The sequence below is a fragment of the Roseivirga sp. E12 genome (assembly GCF_017592825.1).
Classification (GTDB): domain Bacteria; phylum Bacteroidota; class Bacteroidia; order Cytophagales; family Cyclobacteriaceae; genus Roseivirga.
Genome location: NZ_JAGFMD010000012.1, coordinates 1 through 21,599 on the forward strand (window position 1 = coordinate 1; position 21,599 = coordinate 21,599).

At 40.0% G+C, this 21,599-nt stretch carries 18 protein-coding genes and 1 tRNA gene; 4 read left to right on the top strand and 15 right to left on the bottom strand.

Going from position 1 to position 21,599, the window contains the following annotated elements:
* Nucleotides 1-345: 345 nt before the first annotated feature.
* The 5 genes from J4E76_RS19610 to J4E76_RS19630 form a co-directional block, all read right to left on the bottom strand.
* Nucleotides 346-1,746 carry a RagB/SusD family nutrient uptake outer membrane protein gene (locus tag J4E76_RS19610; protein WP_208506503.1) on the bottom strand — a complete coding sequence of 467 codons (1,401 nt, stop codon included), beginning with the start codon at nt 1,744-1,746 and terminating at the stop codon, nt 346-348.
* A gap of 206 nt (nt 1,747-1,952) precedes the next feature.
* Nucleotides 1,953-3,221, bottom strand: a complete 1,269-nt coding sequence (locus J4E76_RS19615) for an adenylosuccinate synthase (protein ID WP_208506504.1) — start codon at nt 3,219-3,221, stop codon at nt 1,953-1,955.
* A 34-nt stretch (nt 3,222-3,255) separates the two neighbouring features.
* Nucleotides 3,256-3,597, bottom strand: a complete 342-nt coding sequence (locus J4E76_RS19620) for an STAS domain-containing protein (protein ID WP_208506505.1) — start codon at nt 3,595-3,597, stop codon at nt 3,256-3,258.
* A gap of 1 nt (nt 3,598) precedes the next feature.
* A complete protein-coding gene (locus J4E76_RS19625; protein WP_208506506.1) occupies nt 3,599-4,069 on the bottom strand; it encodes a Fur family transcriptional regulator in 471 nt (156 codons plus the stop codon).
* Between the two features lie 47 nt (nt 4,070-4,116).
* Entirely contained in the window at nt 4,117-6,345 is a 2,229-nt protein-coding gene (locus J4E76_RS19630) for a bifunctional (p)ppGpp synthetase/guanosine-3',5'-bis(diphosphate) 3'-pyrophosphohydrolase (protein WP_208506507.1), read from the bottom strand.
* A 111-nt stretch (nt 6,346-6,456) separates the two neighbouring features.
* Between J4E76_RS19630 and J4E76_RS19635 the strand changes: the two genes are divergently transcribed.
* The 4 genes from J4E76_RS19635 (at nt 6,457) to clpX (ending at nt 9,931) form a co-directional block, all read left to right on the top strand.
* Nucleotides 6,457-6,538, top strand: a tRNA-Leu gene (locus J4E76_RS19635).
* A 65-nt stretch (nt 6,539-6,603) separates the two neighbouring features.
* Entirely contained in the window at nt 6,604-7,935 is a 1,332-nt protein-coding gene (gene tig, locus J4E76_RS19640) for a trigger factor (RefSeq protein ID WP_208506508.1), read from the top strand.
* A 93-nt stretch (nt 7,936-8,028) separates the two neighbouring features.
* Nucleotides 8,029-8,697, top strand: coding sequence for a ClpP family protease (locus J4E76_RS19645; RefSeq protein ID WP_208506509.1), 669 nt, complete (start codon nt 8,029-8,031; stop codon nt 8,695-8,697).
* Between the two features lie 7 nt (nt 8,698-8,704).
* Nucleotides 8,705-9,931 (top strand): ATP-dependent Clp protease ATP-binding subunit ClpX, encoded by a 1,227-nt coding sequence (clpX, locus tag J4E76_RS19650; protein WP_208506589.1) that lies wholly within the window; start codon nt 8,705-8,707, stop codon nt 9,929-9,931.
* Between the two features lie 18 nt (nt 9,932-9,949).
* Here the strand turns inward: clpX and J4E76_RS19655 are convergent, their stop codons facing one another.
* The 10 genes from J4E76_RS19655 to J4E76_RS19700 form a co-directional block, all read right to left on the bottom strand.
* Nucleotides 9,950-10,369 (bottom strand): 6-carboxytetrahydropterin synthase, encoded by a 420-nt coding sequence (locus J4E76_RS19655; protein ID WP_208506510.1) that lies wholly within the window; start codon nt 10,367-10,369, stop codon nt 9,950-9,952.
* An 83-nt stretch (nt 10,370-10,452) separates the two neighbouring features.
* Complete coding sequence (locus tag J4E76_RS19660) at nt 10,453-10,845, bottom strand: SxtJ family membrane protein (protein WP_208506511.1); 393 nt, start codon at nt 10,843-10,845, stop codon at nt 10,453-10,455.
* Nucleotides 10,842-12,665: a carbamoyltransferase N-terminal domain-containing protein gene (locus tag J4E76_RS19665; protein WP_208506512.1), complete on the bottom strand. Its 1,824-nt coding sequence runs from the start codon at nt 12,663-12,665 to the stop codon at nt 10,842-10,844. Before J4E76_RS19665 ends, J4E76_RS19660 begins: the two co-directional genes overlap by 4 nt.
* Before the next feature lie 7 nt (nt 12,666-12,672).
* Entirely contained in the window at nt 12,673-12,822 is a 150-nt protein-coding gene (locus tag J4E76_RS19670) for a DUF5989 family protein (protein ID WP_170827510.1), read from the bottom strand.
* Between the two features lie 4 nt (nt 12,823-12,826).
* On the bottom strand, nt 12,827-14,692 hold the full coding sequence (locus J4E76_RS19675; RefSeq protein WP_208506513.1) for a hypothetical protein: 1,866 nt from the start codon (nt 14,690-14,692) through the stop codon (nt 12,827-12,829).
* Complete coding sequence (locus J4E76_RS19680; protein WP_208506514.1) at nt 14,692-15,222, bottom strand: hypothetical protein; 531 nt, start codon at nt 15,220-15,222, stop codon at nt 14,692-14,694. Before J4E76_RS19680 ends, J4E76_RS19675 begins: the two co-directional genes overlap by 1 nt.
* Nucleotides 15,215-15,652, bottom strand: a complete 438-nt coding sequence (locus J4E76_RS19685) for a hypothetical protein (RefSeq protein ID WP_208506515.1) — start codon at nt 15,650-15,652, stop codon at nt 15,215-15,217. Before J4E76_RS19685 ends, J4E76_RS19680 begins: the two co-directional genes overlap by 8 nt.
* A gap of 3 nt (nt 15,653-15,655) precedes the next feature.
* The gene (gene rfaD / locus J4E76_RS19690) at nt 15,656-16,621 is read right to left on the bottom strand and encodes an ADP-glyceromanno-heptose 6-epimerase (protein WP_208506516.1); all 966 of its coding nucleotides are present in this window, start codon (nt 16,619-16,621) and stop codon (nt 15,656-15,658) included.
* Between the two features lie 77 nt (nt 16,622-16,698).
* On the bottom strand, nt 16,699-19,992 hold the full coding sequence (locus J4E76_RS19695) for a VCBS repeat-containing protein (protein WP_208506517.1): 3,294 nt from the start codon (nt 19,990-19,992) through the stop codon (nt 16,699-16,701).
* A 90-nt stretch (nt 19,993-20,082) separates the two neighbouring features.
* Nucleotides 20,083-21,570 (bottom strand): RagB/SusD family nutrient uptake outer membrane protein, encoded by a 1,488-nt coding sequence (locus J4E76_RS19700; RefSeq protein WP_208506518.1) that lies wholly within the window; start codon nt 21,568-21,570, stop codon nt 20,083-20,085.
* Nucleotides 21,571-21,599: the final 29 nt, after the last annotated feature.

Below are 21,599 nucleotides of genomic sequence, written 5' to 3' on the forward strand. Positions count from 1 at the left end.
CCTCGCAGTAAACGTTGAAATCAAAGGCCCTAAAACCCCTTCTCCCAATCTAGAAAAACACCACTTTTGATGCTCCCTTTTCATAACCCCAAGAATTCTCATCCCCGAAGCGGCTGCAAAGGTAAAAATTATATTTGAATTACTAGTCTATTTATTCGAAATAAATTTTTAGAAATTCTCTACCCTGTCAATCCTTAAGAACCCTTCCTGCTGAAGGGACGACAAAGGTAATAGGATTTATTAGATTATGGTACTTCCTACAATGAGAAAAATAAAGAATTTTCTAAATGTCTGATAACCAGTATGGACAATTGGAATTGTCACTTGTCGTACATATCAAGACGACTATTGTTCTGGTTCGGCACCTCCGAAAGTATATATGGGAAGATTATTGAAATTAAGTTCAAAACCTGGAACAGGGAAATGTCTTGCAGAATTTGGCTCTAAGTAGTAGACGTTCAAACTATCCTGATTACCGGGAGGGGTAATTATACGTCTGTAAAACCAAACATTACAGGCAGCATGAAAAGTGAACTCGACAAATCGCTCGTAACTGATCGCCTGTAAAAGGACTTCTAGATTCTCAGCTCCGGTCAAAGGCTGAAGCCCTCCTCTTAGTACTCTGGTGTTATTAATAATAGAAGCAGCAACTGACCTATCACCTCCAGTTTTCAAAATAGCCTCTGCCCTAAGCAGGGACACTTCACTTGCTGTAAAAAAATTCATTGGCCCGGTCAAAGTAGTGCGGTAGTCACTATATCTATTGTATATATAGTTACTTGACAACAGATAAGCCAAACGACCTGGATTGAGTAAAAACTTATAGGTAAAATCAGTATTCACTCTTATATCTTCAGGGTCGTTAATTTCTGGCATGTTGAATATACCACCCGGATAAGGATACGGAACTTCACTATCTGGCTTATTTGGATTCATCATTTTAATGATTTTCTGATGCATCCTTACCCAATTAGGGTCTTGGCCTTGAATCAGCATTCGATGCCACCATTCTTCCTTGTCATTGCCAATAGGGGCCAAATCTAAAATATCATTTGTGGTGTTAGCCAATACACTTGACCAATCTATATTTTGCAGTTCATCTAGGTTTCGAGCTTGTAGTACCTCAAACTTCGCCATGAAGGCCTTCAACAAGTCTGCCGCATTATCTCCAACATACACCAAACCGTTCCATCCAGTAATTTCCACGTCAGAACCCTGAAACAACCCAATGGCCTCTGCAAGTTTTAAGCCTGCAGCATCATTCACTTCTTCATAGGTGCTAAAATTACTAGATGAAGGATCTGAATTCTCATCGACAATATATGCCTGATCATAAAGCAATGATAGATATCCTAAAGAGAGCCCTTGAAGGCCCTTGGCGTTAGCTATCAATTCATCTTTAGCTTCTGCCCCCAGTTCATCAATTATCTGTGCTTGGTTGGTTTGCATGACACTTAGAAAATCATTCATAGTGCCCAACACTTCATAAAGTCCATTCCAAGCGGTGGTAATTGTTTCTGAATAGATATAGTTTGGCGAATTATTTAAAGCTCTTTTAGGATTATATCCCATCTCATGCATTCCCCAATTACCCCATCCCGATCCGATGCCTTGTGCCATTACACTCATTGGCATATTGGGCTGATTGTGTTGCAGTGCTTTCCAAAACGTTACATATGTAGAGTCTACTATGCTGGAATATTCTCTAGGGTTAGAGAACCTCTCAGAATTTATATTGACATTCAAGTTATCCGAACCCTTCTTATTGCAAGATTGAAAACAAAGAAGGACTGAAAGAACCCCGATTGCGATTGTCGAACTTGGCAGAAAACTGATCTGTCGTGTTTTGGTACCCTTCATAACCCCATAAAGCATGTTGTTATGAAACGAATTGATAGCAAAAAGTGACAGTCTTATGTTTATAAATACAGCACTATTGTTACTTCCAGCAGCTAGTTAATGACTGTCTGAGTTCTGTCAGGGCCCACCGAGACAATCTTGATTGGCACACCAGTTGCCTCTTCAATGTACTTGATATAAGATTCTAAAGCTGCCGGCATATCATCCATGCTTCTTACACCAGTGATATCGTCTTTCCATCCTGGCAGTGTCTCGTAGATTGGTTTTACTTCTTCATCTAGCAATTGGAATGGCATCTCCTCAGTAATAGTACCATCAGAAAGCTTGTAGGCGGTACAAATTTTGATTTCATCGAGTATGGAAAGAACGTCAGCCTTCATCATGAAAAGCTGTGTAACGCCATTGATCATAATGGCGTACTTAAGTGCTGGCAGATCTAACCAACCACATCTTCTAGCCCTACCTGTAGTAGCACCAAACTCGTTTCCTTCTTTTTGAATAGCCTCACCGGTTGCGTCAAATAATTCAGTCGGGAATGGACCTCCGCCTACTCTTGTGCAATAGGCCTTGAAAATTCCGAAGACCTCTCCGATATTTTGTGGAGCCACTCCCAGACCAGTGCAAGCACCAGCTGTCATAGTATTGGAACTAGTCACATAAGGGTAGCTACCAAAATCGATATCTAATAACGAACCTTGGGCACCTTCGGCCAGAACGGTATCAGATGATTGGATACTCTTATTAATTAGGTACTCAGAGTTGACAAGATTAAACTCTCTTAAAAACTCTATAGCCTCGAAGAAAGGAGCTTCGGCTGCCGCCAAATCATATTCAAACTCATAGTGCTTGAGTGTATTTTCGTGCTTGCTTACCAAATTTCGATAGCGCTCTTCAAAACCTGGCGCAAGAATATCACCAACTCTTAAGCCATTTCGTGCAATTTTGTCTTGGTATGATGGTCCAATTCCTTTGAGAGTCGATCCGATTTTATTCTTTCCTTTAGACTGCTCATAAGCTGCATCTAGCAACTTGTGACTTGGGAGGATCAGCTGAGTCTTTTTAGAAATGAAAAGATTTGCCTTTAAGTTGATCTCGAATTTGGCTAACCCTTCAATTTCCTTTTTGAAAACTACAGGGTCGAGCACCACACCATTTCCAATGATGTTCTTAATATTCTCTCTGAAAATCCCAGATGGTATTTGGTGAAGTACATGCTTATGTCCGTCAAACTCTAATGTATGACCAGCATTTGGTCCTCCTTGAAATCTGGCTACAACATTGTACTTAGGGGCTAGGTAGTCAACTACTTTTCCTTTGCCTTCATCTCCCCATTGTAAACCTAAGAGTACGTCTACTTTCATCTATGATTTTCTATTAGCGTGCGAAGCACGTGGATTATGATTTAAGTTCTTTGATCGCCTCTTCAACCGAGTCAGCGATTTTGAATATTGCGGTAAGCTTAGTGATAATCAAAAGCTTATTCACATGTTCTGAAGGTTTGACAATTACTACCTCCCCTTCGTGATTTCTAAACTTGGTCAAAAGGGTAATCAGGACCCCAATTCCGCTACTGTTTATGTATTTGACATTTTCAATATCTATTAGACACAGAACCATTCCTTTATTCACAGCTTCATTAGCTGCTTCAAGTATTCCCGAGCCTACTTCTTCTCCTATCAAATTTCCATTTAACGTGAGAATGAATACTCCATCTTGATCTTTTGAGGTAAAATCCATGTCAACCTATTTTCTTGTTATCTCCGGAATCACCCGATTTTTTCTTTGCAAAGAAGTAAAGGGTATGATGCATAATCTCTATATCAAACATCTCTTCGAGTGTGTTCTTAATATTCTGTATCCTCGGATCGCAGAATTCAACTACTTCTGACGAGTCTACCATTAAGATATGATCATGTTGTTTGAAACCGTATGACTTCTCATACTGCGCCATGTTCTTACCAAACTGATGTTTGGTGACCAAGTCACATTCAACCAAAAGATCAAGGGTGTTATATACTGTGGCCCTCGAAACCCGATAATTCTTATTCTTCATACTGATGTAGAGCGATTCCACATCAAAATGACCATCTCTGGAGTAAATTTCTTCTAGGATTGCAAACCGCTCAGGTGTCTTTCGCAGGGTCTTATTTTCTAAATAAGCTGTGAAAATTTCCTTTACTTCATCAAATACCTTTGTATTGAGCGACATGCGTATTAGTTAGGCTGCAAATATAAGACTCTTTGTCATTAAAGGAATCAAGAATTCCCTTTCTCCTCTACTGATTCAAAACGAGTTACACGCATCACACCTTGAACTTTTTCGAGCTTGGTGATTAGTTCATCCAAGTGACTTGTATTATTGATATACAAACGGATTTGGCCATCAAAAATACCAGTCTCAGTGTCGATACTTATTGAGCGCATATTCACTTTCAATTCGTTCGAAATAATATCAGTCACATCCCGCATCAGACCCACTCTGTCGGTACCAATAATTCTAAGTCCTGCCAAGAAAGCGTTTTGCTGCTCAGACTGCCATTTCGCCTTTACTATTCTATTACCATGATTAGATAGAAGCTTAGGAGCATTCGGGCATGTGGTTCTATGAATTTTTATCCCCTCGTTTACGGTTACAAACCCAAAAACATCATCTCCGGGGATCGGACTACAGCACTTAGCAAACTTATAATCCAAAACATCCATATCATCTCCGATGAGCAATATGTCCGTCTCGGACGATTTCATCTTTGAGAAATCATCTGAATATTCAAATGACTTTGTCTTGGTTCTGGTTGATTTCTGCTTCTCGGTTTTGAAGTCTTTGAAATTCTTGATTCGAGATGGGTCGATTATTCCTTTCCCTACTTTGTAGTAGAAATCCGTAACCGTCTTCTCATCGAAATAAGCCCTTAGTTGATTGGCAACATCGCCATCGAAAGGAATTTTCATTTGTTTCAGCTTACGCTGAATAATTTCCTTACCATCCAAGGCTGCCTGCTTTTTAGCCTCCTTAAGAGTATCTTTTATTTTCGACTTAGCTTTTGAGGTGACTACAAATCTCAGCCAATCTTCATTTGGTCTCTGTTTAGAGGACGTCAGTATTTCAATCTGATCACCATTTCTCAGTTCGTAGTTAAGCGGAACGAGCCGGTTATTAACTTTTGCTCCTAGACACTTAGCTCCCACCTCAGTGTGAATGTCGAAAGCAAAATCGAGTGATGTAGATCCGCTTGGCAGAATTTTTAAATCTCCTTTAGGAGTAAACACAAAAACTTCCTCATTAAAAAGATTTGCACGGAAGTCATCGACAAACTCAATGGCGTTGGTATCGTTGCCTTCGAGCATTTCTCGAACCTTCTCTACCCATAACTCGAGTCCAGATTCATGTGAACTGACCATACCATCTTTATACTTCCAATGGGCCGCATAGCCTTTCTCAGCAATTTCATCCATCCGCTTCGTACGGATCTGCACTTCTACCCATTTACCTGTGCGGCTCATTACTGTGGTGTGCAACGATTCATAACCATTCGCCTTTGGTGTACTCACCCAATCTCTCAATCGATCGGGGTTCGGGGTGTAAAAGTCTGTTACAATAGAATATACTTGCCAGCAGGCAGCTTTTTCATGATCATGAGGTGTGTCCACAATTATCCTGACTGCAAACAAGTCATATACCTCTTCAAAAGGTATATCCTGTTTTTTCATCTTATTCCATATCGAATGGATCGATTTAGGCCTACCCTTAACTTCGAACTTGAGCCCAGTTTTGATTACTTCATCTAAAATAGGGCTCATGAAGTTTTTGATGAAGCGAGTTCTCGAAGCCTTATTTTCGGCAATCTTCGAGACAATTTCTTGATAGATATCTGGCTCAGAATATTTCAGCCAAAGATCTTCCAGCTCTGATTTAATCGCATACAAGCCCAACCGATGAGCTAGAGGTGCATATAGATAGATAGTCTCGGATATGATCTTTAGTTGCTTATGCCTCGGCATGCTACCGAGGGTTCGCATGTTATGCAAGCGATCGGCAAGTTTTACTAAAATTACCCTAACATCTTCAGAAAGGGTGAGGAGCATTTTTCTAAAGTTCTCAGCCTGTTGTGAGCTTCCATGGTCAAATACTCCAGAGATTTTGGTAAGGCCATCAATGATTTTGGCCACCTTCGGGCCGAAGTCCTCTTCAATTTGATCGAGTTCAATTTCCGTGTCTTCTACTACATCATGCAGCAGGGCTGCCACTATAGAAGTAGTTCCAAGCCCGATCTCTTCAACGCATATTTGTGCTACTGCTAAGGGATGATAAATATATGGCTCCCCTGACTTTCTGCGCATTTCCTTGTGCGCTTCAACCGAGGTATTGAATGCCTTCTTTATAAGCTTGGCATCATCATCTTTCAGAAACGGCTTAGCCTTTCTCAAAAGCTTCCGATATCTCCTGATTATCTCCTTTCTTTCTTCTTCTATATCGACCGCGATCATGCTACAAAGTTAGGGAGGAATTTGTGTGAATATTTAGTAAAAATTTTCGCGATTGTCTTGTTGATTTAAAAAGTAAATCTTTTACCTTTGCAGTCCATTTTCAAAGTGCCTGCGGATGTGGCGAAATTGGTAGACGCACTAGACTTAGGATCTAGCGCCTCAGGGCATGGGGGTTCGAGTCCCTCCATCCGCACCGAAAGAACCCTCAGTCGAAAGATTTGAGGGTTTTTATTTATGTTGACATAAAACTGTAAAACATTGGATATCACGTTAGACAAAAAGGATTCGAATTTAGCCTCTATTAAAGTTAAATTAAACGAGGGTGATTATCAATCGAAAGTAAGCGAAAAAATCAAAGATTACAGCAAGAAGGCTCAGATCAAAGGCTTTAGGCCGGGTAAGGTGCCTCAAGGCGTAATTCAAAAGATGTATGGTAAGTCTATCTTGATAGAGGAAATCAACCACATTGTTGGTCATGCCATTCAAGATTATATCAGAGACAATGAGTTGAAGATATTGGGCGAGCCTCTTCCTAATCAACAAAACATCGATTCGACTGACTGGGAAAACCAGGTAGACTTCGAATTCGAGTATAACATTGGTTTGGTGGACGATTTTAGCGTTGCATTAGACAAGAAGGTAAAAGTGACTTCTTACGAAATTGAGGTTGATGATAAAGTAGTTGCCGAGACTATGGACAACGTCAGAACTCAGTTTGGTAAAATGACTAATCCTGAGGTAAGCGAAGCTGGTGATATTCTTTTTGGAACATTCACCCAGGCTGACAGTGACTTATCGCACGACACTACCCTTGACCCAAGCGAACTGACTGCCGCCAACGCAAAGAAATTTGTTGGTAAGAAAAAGGGAGATTCTATTAAAGTTGACCTAGCAAAGCTTTATAAAGATACAGCCAAGCAAGCTGCACTAATTGGTAAGACTGCCGATGAGCTTGAAGGTATGGACTTGAAATTCGACTTTGAGGTGAAAAACGTCAACAGAAAAGAATTAGCAGATATCGACCAAGAATTGTTTGACAAAACATTCGGTCCTGATGTTGTTAAATCTGAAGATGAATTCAAAGCCAAGATCATTGATACTGTAGGTCAGAATTATGTCCGTGAAACTGACGCTTGGTTAAACAAGACAATCCAAGACGAATTGATCAAAAAGACTAAAATCAGTCTTCCAGATGCGTTTTTGAAAGATTGGCTGAAACTCTCAGGAGAAGGCAAAGTAACAGACGCTGACATCGCTAAAGAGTATGATATTTATGCTGACCAGCTGAGATGGAATCTTATCTCTGGCCAAGTGGCGAAAGACAATGAGATCAAACCTGAGCATGATGACATCAAAGCAGCTACTCAGAAAATGATTGAAGCTCAGTTTATGGGATCAGGTCTGGGTCAGTTAGGAGATCAGATGGATTCATTTGTTGAGAACTATCTACAGGGTGAAAATGGTCAGAATTACATGAAAATGGCCGAGCAGGTTCAGCAAGATAAAGTCTTAGGTTTCGTTAAAGAAAACATCGAAATCAAGGCGAAAAAAGTGAGCCTTGACAAGTTCAAGGAAATAGTTGGGGCATAGTCCGAACTTCTATCCTATTTAATCTGTTAACAAAAAGTCCTTTCCCAAGAGGGCTTTTTTTTTAATTTTGTTGGATTAAGGTTTAAAAAACTAATGATTGACGGTAAAGAATTTAGAAAATACGCCATACACAACCAAGGGGTTAGTGGTTCGGCTATAGATGATTATACAAATCATATTGAAAACATGACTCGATCAGTGATCGAGGAAAGGCCTACGCGTTTTGCGGAGATCGATGTGTTTTCGAGATTGATTATGGATAGGATTATCTTTCTAGGAATGGGTGTTGACGATAATATCGCCAACATTATCACAGCACAGCTGTTGTTCTTAGAGTCTGTAGATCCTAATAGAGATATTGTAATGTATATCAACAGTCCTGGAGGATCAGTTTACGCTGGCCTGGGTATGTATGATACAATGCAGTTTGTAAAGCCTGACGTGGCCACTATCTGTACTGGTATGGCTGCTTCTATGGGTGCGGTACTCCTGGCTGGTGGTGCAGCAAACAAAAGAGCTGCGTTGAAGCATTCACGAATAATGATTCACCAACCAAGTGGTGGTATGCAGGGCCAGTCTCGCGATATGGAGATTACGCTTAAGCAAATGCAAGAGTTAAGAAAAGATCTTTACGATATTCTTGCACATCATACTGGGCAGAAATATGATAAAATCGAAAATGATTCTGACCGGGATTATTGGATGAGATCTGCCGAGGCAAAGTCTTACGGTCTAATAGACGAGGTACTTGAAAGAAAATAAAACCAATATGGCCGAGGTGACTTGCTCATTCTGTGGGCGTAACAAGAAAGATGTAGATCTGATGATCTCCGGCATTCATGCCCACATCTGCAATCACTGTATTACTCAGGCAAATCAGATTTTATCTGAGGAGTTAAAGACTAAAACGTCTGAAGACTCTCCAAAATTCAATCTCATTAAGCCGATTGATATGAAGAAATATCTCGACCAGTATGTAGTTGGTCAGGATGAGGCCAAAAAGGTTATTTCAGTAGCTGTTTACAATCACTACAAGCGGCTTATTCAGAAGTCTGAAGCGGATGATATTGTGATTGAAAAGTCCAATATCATTATGGTTGGCGAAACCGGTACTGGTAAAACCTATATCGCCAAAACCTTAGCTAAAATCTTACAAATCCCATTCTGTATTGCGGATGCGACTGTGTTGACGGAAGCAGGTTATGTTGGCGAGGATGTAGAGAGCATTTTGACAAGACTACTTCAGGCAGCGAATTATGACGTTGAGTCAGCCGAAAGGGGTATTATCTATATTGATGAAATCGATAAGATTGCGCGCAAGTCGGATAACCCATCCATAACACGAGATGTGAGTGGTGAGGGTGTTCAACAGGCTTTATTGAAGCTTTTAGAAGGAACTTCAGTTAATGTACCACCCCAAGGTGGAAGAAAGCACCCTGATCAAAAGATGATCTCCGTTAATACGGACAACATTCTTTTCATTTGCGGTGGCGCCTTTGACGGTATAGCGCGTCATATAGCAAACAGGCTTAATACTCAGCCATTGGGTTTTGCAGCTACTAGTGATGAAGCTCATGACATTGACAGAGATAATTTGCATCAATATATTAATGCACAGGACTTGAAAGACTATGGTCTAATTCCTGAACTTATTGGTCGATTGCCAATTGTTACGCATCTGAATCCGCTTGATACTGAAATACTGAAGAGTATTCTTACCGAACCTAAGAATGCACTGACTAAACAGTATATCAAGCTTTTCGAAATGGAGGATAAGGAGCTGATCTTTAGCGATGATGCACTTGACTACATTGTGACAAAAGCATTAGAATTTAAACTGGGAGCTCGAGGTTTGCGATCGATTTGTGAAGCAATCATGACAGACGCTATGTTTGAATTACCTTCCGATGACGTTACAAAAGTTTTAGAAATAGATGGGGCTTATGCCCAAGAGAAGTTCGAGAAATCGAAGTTCAAAAAATTAAAAGTGGCTTAGGCCACTTTTTTTATGCTTTTACTCTCCTAAGTACTCCACAAAATTACGTGGCGTTTCATATAACTTCAAGGAATGCAGCTCACCATCATTTGCAAGCTCTTTGACTTTAGGTGCTAGTATTCTCCAGATTTCCATCACTAGAATCTCACAACTCGCCATTTTTCCTTCCATGAAGTCCACGTCCAAGTTTAAGTTTTTATGATCTAGCTTATCAATCACTTCAGTATTGATCAGTATAGAAAGTGCCTTTAAATCGACAACAAAACCGGTATCTGGATCGGGCTTACCCTTGACCGTAGTAATCAGTTCGAAGTTATGTCCATGCCAATTGGCATTAGCACAGGGTCCAAAAACCTCCAGATTCTTTTCTAAAGACCAGTCGGGGTTGTACAGTTTATGCGCTGCGTTAAAATGTTCCTTTCTACTGACGTAAACCATGCCTGTTGACAATTAGCCTGCAAATATATTAAAATCTGAAACTCGTTATTATAATGATCGACTAGAAATAATCATAACTCAGTTTACCATGGTAACTGAATATCATCCTTGCTAAAAGTCTTGTTCCTTTTAACGAAAGCAGAATCGCCTTCTGAGCTAGTCTTGAAGTTTGAATTTGATCCTGAGAGTTTCTTTAACCATGCGATCGGAGTAACAACCAAGAGATAAACTAAGGTCAAAAGGAGCGTGCCGTTAATCTTACCTAAAAGGAGTCCAAACTTCATCCATAACCAGGCGATATAATAAGCTGCTTTCCCAAAAAGCGCAGACACAACGGCAATTGACATTGTGATGATGAGTAAAACATCAGCATCCTTGTCTTTATATGTTGTTAGATAAAAATAAATGACAAGAAGCCCGGTCACCAAACCGAGGACTATCGCTTGCGACTTCTTAGTATCGAGCTTTTTACTCATGCCTCAGTGGGTTTAAGAATTAAATTGTCCTCCATCACCAGTGCATCCATATTCGTGTTCATAAAACAGTCATATGCCTCTTGGTGTGTACAAACTATTGGCTGATCTTTAACATTGAAGCTTGTATTTATCAGCAAAGAAAAGCCCGTTTTCTGCTTATAGGTTTTTAAGAGTTGCCAAAGTCGGTTATTGGTATTTTCATCAACTGTTTGAACCCTACATGAGTAATCAACATGACTAATTCCTGGGAAGTCAGAATTTACCCAGTCGCATTTTTCTCTAATAGATAATGTCTCATAGTTATCTGGTTTTGGCTTTTGGAGACCCGGCACAATCTCAGTAATGATAGCCATATATGGCGAGGGCTCTTTTAGGCAAAAGAAGTCTTCTAAATCCTCTTCGAGCAGTATTACAGCAAACGGCCTGAAAGATTCGCGAAATTTGATTTTTTGATTTATGACGTGTTGCATTTCTGGCCTTCTTGGATCACCTAAAATGCTTCGCGCACCCAATGCCCGTGCACCAAACTCCATACGACCTTGCATCCATCCCACGACAGCTCCCTGATTTAGGAGATCACAAGTTCTATTGCATAATGCATCAAGGTTATCAATAGTGTTAAACTCTTGACCTTTCGACTCAAGGTGCGCCCTAATCTGAACATTAGTGGATTGAGGCCCCAAAAACGAAATGCTATTTTTTAAAGGTTCGTCTCCTTTTTCAAAAGACTCATCATCCAAAGCGTTGGTCAGCAACGCGGCTCCCACTGCGCTCCCAGAATCTCCTACTGCAGGTGGTATATGAATGTTATCGAAAATTGCTTCTTTAATCAGTACTCCGTTTGCTGCACAGTTGTAACCCACTCCACCGGCTATACACAAATTGCTGAGCCCAGTCACCTCTTTTGCCTCTTTTGCGAGCAACAAAATAACATGCTCTGTAAAGTCCTGGGCTGCTAAGGCAAAGTCGCAGTGACTCTGAGTTAGTTCATCTTGTTCCAATCTTTCAGGCATATTGAATAACTCACCCCAAAGTCTAGAAGCTGTCATTCGTTTTCCTTCAAGGAATCTAAAGTATTTCAGGTTGAGCCTAATTGATCCATCCTCAAAGACCTTCACCAAGGTGGACTCTATCTCTTTTCTACCATTTTTATAGATCTCGGATTCTCGGTTTCCATATGGTGCCAAACCCATCATTTTGTACTCGCCATCATTGACCCTGAAACCTAAGAACTGAGTAAATGCAGAATACAAAAGACCCAACGAATGAGGATAACTCTGTTCCTGTATTGATTCAATCTCTTTGCCCTTGGCCTTATAGATAGCGGTAGTGGTCCATTCTCCAACACCATCAATTGTCAGTACGGCACTTTCTTTAAATGGGGAGGTAAAATAAGCCCAGGCAGCATGAGACAGATGATGCTCACTGAAAGTGACTTTCAAATCCTTTGTGTCTCCTAAATCCAATGCATTAAGTTTGTCATTCAAGTGCTTTCGGAAAAATACTTTTTCTTTTAGCCATGCTGGCATATACTTGACGAATGCAGGAATTCCTTTAGGGGCTATCGCAAGAAAATTTTCGAGGACTCTTTCAAATTTCAGTAGTGGTTTCTCATAAAACGCTACTGTATGGACCTGATTCAGGTCAACTTGAGCATAATCCAAGCAAAACCTAATGGCATTTTCAGGAAATGAAGAATCATGTTTTTTGCGAGTAAATCGTTCTTCTTGGGCAGCTGCGACAAGTTTACCATTCAAAAGAAGGCAAGCTGCTGAGTCGTGATAGAATGCTGAAACTCCAAGAATGTATTGATTACTCATAAAGGTCTTAGAACATGCTATAGATGAATGGTGCAATAGCAGATCCTTCTACAAAGACTATCAACACCCCTAGCAATAGTAATATGATAATAATTGGTGCTAACCAAAGACGCTTCCTAGCAGCCATAAATCGTAGTAGTTCTCTAAGGTTATTCATATTATCAAAGTAGAAAATTCTTATTTATAGTCTTAAGTTGCTCATTTTGAGGGATTAACTCAAGCAAAACTGCATTTAGCTTCTTAGCCGATTCTAACTTCTTAATATACAGCAATGCACCCAAAGCACTAATGTATTTATTGGGATTGGTCTTGATATCAGTCCCTTCTAAATTATTCAAATCAACTTTTGAGATGTCTGTCAAGGCACGAACGGTAAACTCATTCTGAGGAATTCGCTCTTGAGCAAACACTTCTTGTGCCACTGCTATGCCATGCTCAAACTTTTCCCAATTGATAAGGTTTGTCAGCCTGATCTTCTTTAATTCTATATTTAATTTGTCCTTGGGCAAGGTACTTATAAACTCTTCAGTCTCTGCTGAAGCTCCCATTTTCATAAAGGCATCAGCCACCATAACGATAGGCTCAATTTGATCAGGATATTCCTGAACCAATACTTTGGCTGTTTTCAAAGCTTCTTCAGGGTTTTCATTAAGCTGCCTCAAGTAAGCCTCATTCATAGCTTGTACCCATGGTATTTGCCCATTAACAAGAAAATCAATCTCTGTAGGGTTTTCAACCTGCTCCTCCGTAACAACTTGATCTGTAAATGGCCAATTGTTCATCAATTTTTTAACAAGTTTGATTCCGAAAAGGCTATCTACCTCGGAGATGACATACTCGAATTCTTCGTTTGAATCTACAGGTGATGCCCATCCATTCTGATCTAAATAGACTTTTAAGGATTCGAAAAAGGTGTCTGCAAAGAGTCTGGCACCCGAAAGATTTACATGAACGTGCTCTAGCAAAAGCTCATTTCCAATGATTCCAAAGCTACTCTCGGATTCAAATTTCTTTCGAGAATCGACAAGTACTGCTCCATGTTCTTGGGCCAACAGACCGATTAAATCTTCAATTCCAGATGGGGCTCTAAACTTAAGTAAATCATTGTCCCTAGCCTCTATAAGCTTGGCTTTCGCCTCTGGAACATCTCCGGTTTCCAAGGCTTTTCTTCCTGCTTTAAATAGCCCAGAAGCATGCTCGCTCGTACCACTCTCAAATGGTTCAAAGTCCTTTAAGTTGCTCACCAGACTACTTATAAACACTGGTATGCCTTCTTCCTTGTACTTAGCAAGGACACGAGACATATTGAATTCATATTGATCTAGTCCAGCCTGATAAACTGCTGATTCAAATTCTATACTTGTATTCTGAACCATCTTGCCCATTAACGACTCCTTGTTAGGGTCTTCAGATGGAATGTAAGCCTTTCTAACCCAGTTTCTAATTAATTGAACTAGTCTCACATTTTTGAGTTTCAAGTAGGTGTTTGTAACCGCTGCCGTCTTGCCAATTGACTGACTCGAACCTACTCCTAGGGCTCCATAATATTCATTGTGTCCGCTATATATGATAATGATGTCAGGACTCTGCTCAATAATTTCATCTACAAAGTCCAATATTGTGAAACTATTGGTGGCTGCTAAACTGGTATTTATTACCTCTACTTGATAGTCGGGATAGTTGTACTGAAGACGTTGTTCAAGCAGCCTAGGGAAAGACCCACCGTGCTGGTAAGGAAAGCCAGCAGAGGTAGAGGCCCCTTGTACCACTACCCTCAAGGTTTTTTCAGTTTTCTCTTTCAAAAAGAGATCATATTGACCCTTGGTAGCAAACTCTTCTACCGGAAAATATCTCTTTGAAACTTCGGGATTCAGTATTAGGTAGTTGCCATCAACGGTATCATCAATGAAGAGAGGATATTCTTCCCCATAGTTCGCCAGTCTTAGCACCAACTCTAGTAAGACAAAGAAGAGTATAGGTACAAGAAGGGAGATGATAGTAAATACTCTCTTCTTAGATTTACTCATTAACTAGACTTAGTGGCTTTACCAATTTGAGCCTTATAATTTGCGCTCGTAGATATCCTGATTGGTTTACCATCAGTTCGAGTAATCCTCATTTTGCCTTGAGACATTTCATAAAGATTAGTGCCGTTTTTATATGGTAGTTGCAAAGAAGCTCCTTCAATTTTGGCAAAATCATTCATTGCCGAAAGCATGTTCTGAGTAACATCTCCTGGACTGATTCGTGACTCGGTAAACTTACCTTCGTCTACGCAAACATAATATGTGGTACTGGGTAGAAAAAAGTGATCATCTGACGTATTTCCATCATTCACAGTTACATAATCATGGAAATAATCTATCTGACAACCACTAAGAGTATCATTCTTTGCATGAACAAGTTTGAGTCCATCAATTTCTATCCATTCTCCTGGGTCAATATCTCCCCAGACTAGGATTTCTATAACATCAGACTCAACGTACTTTGCTCTTTGACCACATGCGGTAGCAACAAATAGACATACCACAAATGCTACAATTAATTTCTTATTCATATCGTGTTTCCTTTTTTAAGGCCTTTTCAGCGTTGGGTTTGGCAAAGACATAATTCAATAGGTTATATACGTTGCCTTTATTTTGTGATAGATACTTGTCGAGATCTGACTTAAGTTGTCTCAAATCTCCATTAGCCTCTAATATATTTGTTCTGTTATTAATCTTTGCACTGAGTGTGGGATCACCCAATTCTTTCTGAGCAAATTTCACAAATCTCAGTCTATTGTTTGCATTGAGCTTAAAGAGCTCTTGCTTAATGCCCTTTTTAGGTAGGGACACCGAATCAATTGGTGATACCACATTTAGCCCACTCCTCATTTTCATACTCGCATAAAAAAAGACTACGCTGTCCGCTTCGGTTTTCTTGTTACTCTGTGCCTGAACTAAAGTAAATGAACATAATAACAAAAGTGTCAATATTACTCTCATCTCTTAATATTTTAAATCTTTCGTAAGATAATTTCCTACATAATCATTGATGCCGTCTTCTAGAGAAGTAAAAGGTCGATCATAGCCAATAGACTTTAACTTATTCATATCTGCCTCTGTGAAGTATTGGTACTTCTCTCTGATATCTTCTGGTGTATCGATAAAACCAATGTTTTCCTTCACATCGATTGCTTTGAAAACAGCCCGAGTCAGATCCAAAAACGTTCGAGCTTCTCCACTGCCTAAATTATAAATGCCAGAATTTTGTCTGTGGTGCATTAAGAAGCAGCAAACATCCACTACGTCTTTGACATAAACAAAATCCCGCATTTGTTCTCCATTCTTGAAATCTGGATTATGTGACCTAAAAAGTCTCATGCTACTCGTTTTCTTAATCTGGTTGTATGCATGAAACACCACTGATGCCATTCTTCCCTTATGGTATTCGTTAGGTCCGTAAACATTGAAGAATTTCAAACCTGCCCAAAAGAAGGGTTGTGTTTCTTCTTTCAAAGCCCATTTGTCGAATTCGTTTTTAGATACTCCATATGGATTCAATGGCTCTAGCTGAAACGGTTGATCATGCGCATCATTGTAGCCATGCGCTCCATCACCATAAGTCGCTGCAGAAGAGGCGTAAACTAGTGGGATTTGGTATGTGATACACTTCTTCCAAACGTTTTTAGTATAATCCGTATTTAGACGATTTAATAGTTCTTTATCAAATTCAGCTGTATCAGTCCTAGCCCCCAGATGGAAAATGAATTCCACTTTGTTGCCATTCTCATCTAGCCAATCGATGAAGGACTCCCGACTTACTTGCTTCAGAATTTTCTTACTAAGAAGGTTGGCGTTTTTTGCTTCGTTATCAAACAAGTCGACAGCAACAATATCATTGTATCCGTCAGAATTCAGTCTCTCTATGAGGCAACTTCCAATAAAGCCAACAGCACCTGTAACAACAATCATTTCTTTAGTGGATTTGAAAGCAAATATAACTTATTGAAATAAAAACGTCTGTTTTTCAGAAATCAAAAGCTCAATACTTATTGTTGAGAGCTCAGAAGATTACTATTGCCATTTAGTGCAAATGATAGCGCTTGATCATTGTTCCTAAACACAAACAGATGTGGCTGCCCATTAATTTCAATTTTCTGAAGGGATGTCACATCCCCTTCAAAGATCAAGCCTGAACTTAAATCATCTACAACTTCAAAATTCCCATTGCCCTGTCCAAGAAGTAATAGAGAAGCTTGTGCGTCTTGATTACCTGAGAATACCTCAGGTGCCGAAGTGTTACCTCCAAGAATCACATCCAACATATTGTCACCATCGACATCTAAAATTTCAATGGCATGCACAGATGAAAACTGGGCTTGGAAAGGAAGTTCCTTAAGTTCAAAATTACCAACACCATCATTTATGAAAAGTGACGTTTTAAAATGGTTAGCTCGTAGTGTATATGCCTGATCATAAGCGGCTTGATCGAAAATATCTTTCTTCTCAGCTTCAGCATAACTTATATTGGAAGTGAACTTCTTTCTAATAAGACTGATTTGTGTAGCCAAGGTAGTCAGGTCGTGGATTAAATATTCTTTATCATTCACATAGTACCCGATTACTGGATCCAATCGTCCGTTTTGATCATAGTCATAAGCATATACCGATAGCGGCTTACTCGAACTGGCCTTATACCTACTGTTGAGTCCGAGATTTCCCGCCAGAATGTCTGAGTCTCCATCATTATCAATGTCCACAATTTTTAAGGTGTTCCACCATCCCTTATATTCAGCTAGTCCATTCTTTGCACCCCATGGCTGCAATACATTATCTTTCCACCCAAATACATCAATGGACATATATTCACCGGTTACAACTAGTTCCTCCTGGCCATCCCCATTTAAATCAGCCCATAAGGCATCTTTTAGCATACCAAGCTTTTGGAGTGCCAGGCCTTTTTCCTGAATCACATCTCTGAACTTTCCGTTGTCATTTTCCAGCAATTGACTGGTCCCTGGAAGTGGGTATTTACTAGGTGTGAGTCTTCCCGCAACGAAAAGATCTATATCACCGTCTTGGTCAAAATCATTGGCTACTACTTTTGCGCTACTGAAATGAGCTTCAGGCAATCTATTTTCATTCAGTACGAGCTCACCATTGCCCTGATTAATATAAAGTCTGTCCTGATAACGTGCATCGTTCTCTGGGAATTCGTTGCTTCCACTGGCTACATAGAGGTCTTTGTCTCCGTCATTGTCTACATCGAAAAACAGGGCGTCCGTATCTTCAGAAGAAACACTTGCTTCCAAGAGAACCTTTTTAAACCCTCCTCCGCGCTGTTGAAGATAGAGATAGGATGGAGAACCAGCTGCACCGGCTATAAACAGGTCGTTTAATCCATCATTGTTAACATCACCCGTGACTGTTGCTGGCCCTTCGGTCGACAACTTATGAGGAAGTAAAGCCTCTCTTTTAAAATCAACAAAGTTTGATTCCATGTGTGCATAATCGAAATTTCGTGACTCAAAGTGAGACATAGAGGGCCCACGACCAGGCTCTGATTTGCTATTGTCCGACTTCTCAATGCTGAGAACTTGATTTGTCCTTACATTCACAAACGTCTCTGAAGTATTATCAGACCAAATGACTTTTAGGCTATCCACTATGGTAGTAGTTCCCATACCAAAATGAGCCACTGGTTCTACTGAAGACTGAAAACCTCGGTTAATACCAATCTCAGCAGCATAAGTATGCTCTCCGGCCGTTACAACAACTTTAGAGCCCAATGCTTTGGTCGTATTTCCATCAACGGTGAGCCTTACTCTTAAGAATGATGTGCTATCTAATTCGTTCGTCCTGTTCTCATATAAAAATGACTCTTGATTGAGGTTGTTTGTAATAACTTCTAAATCACCATCGTTGTCCAAATCTGCATAGGCAGCGCCTGTAGAAAAACTCGGTGCATCAAGACCCCATTGGGAAGTGATATTCTCAAATTGTAGGTTACCTGTATTTGTAAAGGCATAGTTGGGTATTTTCTCTCCTTTGAGATTATCCAGAGCAGTTGCTACTACTTCCGACTGAGATTTTCCTTGTCCCTTTTGCGTTTCATTGACTATATAGTCTCTAAAGTCAATATCTGTCACATCTTTAACATATCCATTAGTTATGAAAATATCTCTCAACCCATCATTATCTAGGTCTACAACAAGTGGACTCCAACTCCAATCTGTTGTATGTATTCCGGCATAGGTTCCAATCTCTTTGAACTTTCCCGACTTTGTATTTAACTGAAGTGAATTACGCATATACTGAGATGTATAGCCTCTTTCAATTAGAATTTGTTGTCTGTCATAATTGAGTCCACTCAATAATTTTTTTTGTCTTCTATTGTCTTCAGGTAACATATCAACCTGCACAATATCCAGAAGGGCGTCATTGTTAAGGTCTGCCATATCAATGCCCATACCAAAATTGCTTGTATGCGAAAAGTAATCTCCCAGCTTGTCAGTGAAAGTACCGTCCTGGTTATTGATATATAGGTTGTCATCAAATACGAAGTCATTGCTGACATAAAGGTCTAGCCAACCATCTTGATTAAAATCATGAACATTGATACCTAGCCCGTAACCTTCGTGTATAATTCCTGCCTCGAGGGAAACATCAATGAATTTTCCATTGTCATTTCTATAGAGCCTATCATTACTCTTTGATTTCCCGTTGGAAGATTTGGGCCGAATCACATTGGGATCCTTTTCAGGGTTATTCTCATAGTTAATGAGGAAAACATCTAAGTCTCCGTCATTATCATAATCAAAAAAACTGCTGTGCGTAGTCAAATTTGGATCAGCCAATCCATAATGCTCAGCCGATTCAGTAAAAGTTAAATCTCCATTATTGATAAAGAGCTTATTTCTCGTGTCTCTGCCTTCTTCCAAGCCACCAATACTCAAGTATATGTCATCGTGACCATCCTCATTAATATCGACTACACTCACACCATGAACCCAAACCTCCGTGTTGAGACCTGACTTTTCGGTAATGTCTTCGAACTTCAACTCGCCTTTATTCAAGAATAACTTACTGGTCACCATATTACCAGCCATAAAGACATCTTGTAGTCCGTCATTGTTAAAGTCACCTATACCAACACCAGATCCATTATAAATATATAAGAAGTGGTAAGCATTCAATTCATTGCTTTCAGTAATGGTATTCTTAAAGGAGAACCCAGAGTTGGAGTTAACTAAAGCAAAGCGAGATTCCTTGGAGCCTTCATTCTTACATGAGGCAGCCAAAAAGATTAGTAAGCTAAAAAGTAGGAGCTGTAGCCTATTCATAATTCAGGTTGAATATCAAAATTGACCAATTAGTCTAAAAAAAGAAAACCGTCCCTTTCGGGACGGTTTTAAAATTATATTATATGATTTCTATTGCTCTGGTTGGTTACCACCAAAAGTATAGAAAGGTAATCCGAAGATTGAAAGCTCATCAGCAGGCACTGGCATGTGTCTAGCTGTTGCAGGCTCTAGGTAGTAAAGGTTAGCCGCATCAGTGTTACCTGCTGGAGTTACCATTCTTCTAAAGAACCATACGTTACATGATCCATGCCAAGTAAACTCAACAACTCTCTCGTAAGTAATAGCATTCAATAAATCAGCATCACTTTCTGCACCAGTAAGTGGAGCCAAACCACCACGTGTTACACGTGTGTTATTGATTATAGTAGCAGCTACAGCTTTGTCTCCACCAGTTCTGATAAGAGCTTCAGCGCGCATCAAGTCATTCTCAGAAGTTGTCAAGAAATCCATAGGATCCGTGAAACCAGCTCTGTAAGACTCATATCTACTGTAGTCGTAGTTAGAGAAGAAGTAGTAACCTCTTGCTGCTGAGAAATCAACACTAGCACTATAAGAATAGTCTGTTGTTATACGGTTATCATCAGGAGTTGTAATTTCTGGGAAACTATTAACTCCATCAGGCCATGGGTAAGGAACCTCAGCCTCAGGCTTAGAAGGGTTCATCATTTTGATAACCTTCTGGCTTACTCTCATCCATCCACCATCTTGGCCTTGGATAAGTTTTCTATGCCACCAGTTGTTACCAGCATCACCCACAGGAGATAATCCTACAGTAGCGCTAGTAGCATTGGTAAGAACTCTATTCCAATCTACAGAAGCAGCTTCACCGGCATTTCTAGCCTGAGTCATTTCAAACTTAGCAACAAAAGCGCGAAGAATATTCGCAGCATCATCACCTGTGAAACTCAATCCAAACCATCCGTCCATTACAAGAGAAGATCCAGAGAACATTCCAATTGACTCCTCAAGTTTAGCGATAGCAGCATCATTAACAGCACCATAAGGGCTGAAAGTTAACGCTGAAGGATCAGAATTCTCATCCACGATATAAGCTTGGTCAAACAATAGAGATAAATACCCTAAAGCTAAACCTTGAACGGCTTTAGCGTTTGCAATTACTTGTTGAGTGATGTCAGCACCCGTTCCATCAGGAACTACGATTGTTGGATCATCAGCAAGAATAGTCAAAATACTATTGATTGGACCTAAAGTAGCGTAAAGGCCATTCCAAGGATTTCTCCAAGTACCTCTGTTACCGTATGTCAAGTTGTTTTGTAGAGCAGCTCTAGGGATAGTACCCATATCTCTTGCTCCCCAGTTACCCCAAGACATTGAAGATCCCTGTGCCATAACACTTATTGGCATGTTTGGCTGACTCAACTGAATCGCTCTCCAAAACGATGTATAAGCACCGTTGATACTCGCAGGATACTCGGCAGGGTTAGCTAATAATGTAGCCCTATCTGGAGCATTGAGGTTCTCCACCTCCAAGTCTTCACAACCCATTACAAAGGTCGCGAAAGCTGCTGCTAGAATAAATAATTTATATTTTTTCATGTTTCTATTTTTTTCTGTTTTGTCGTAAA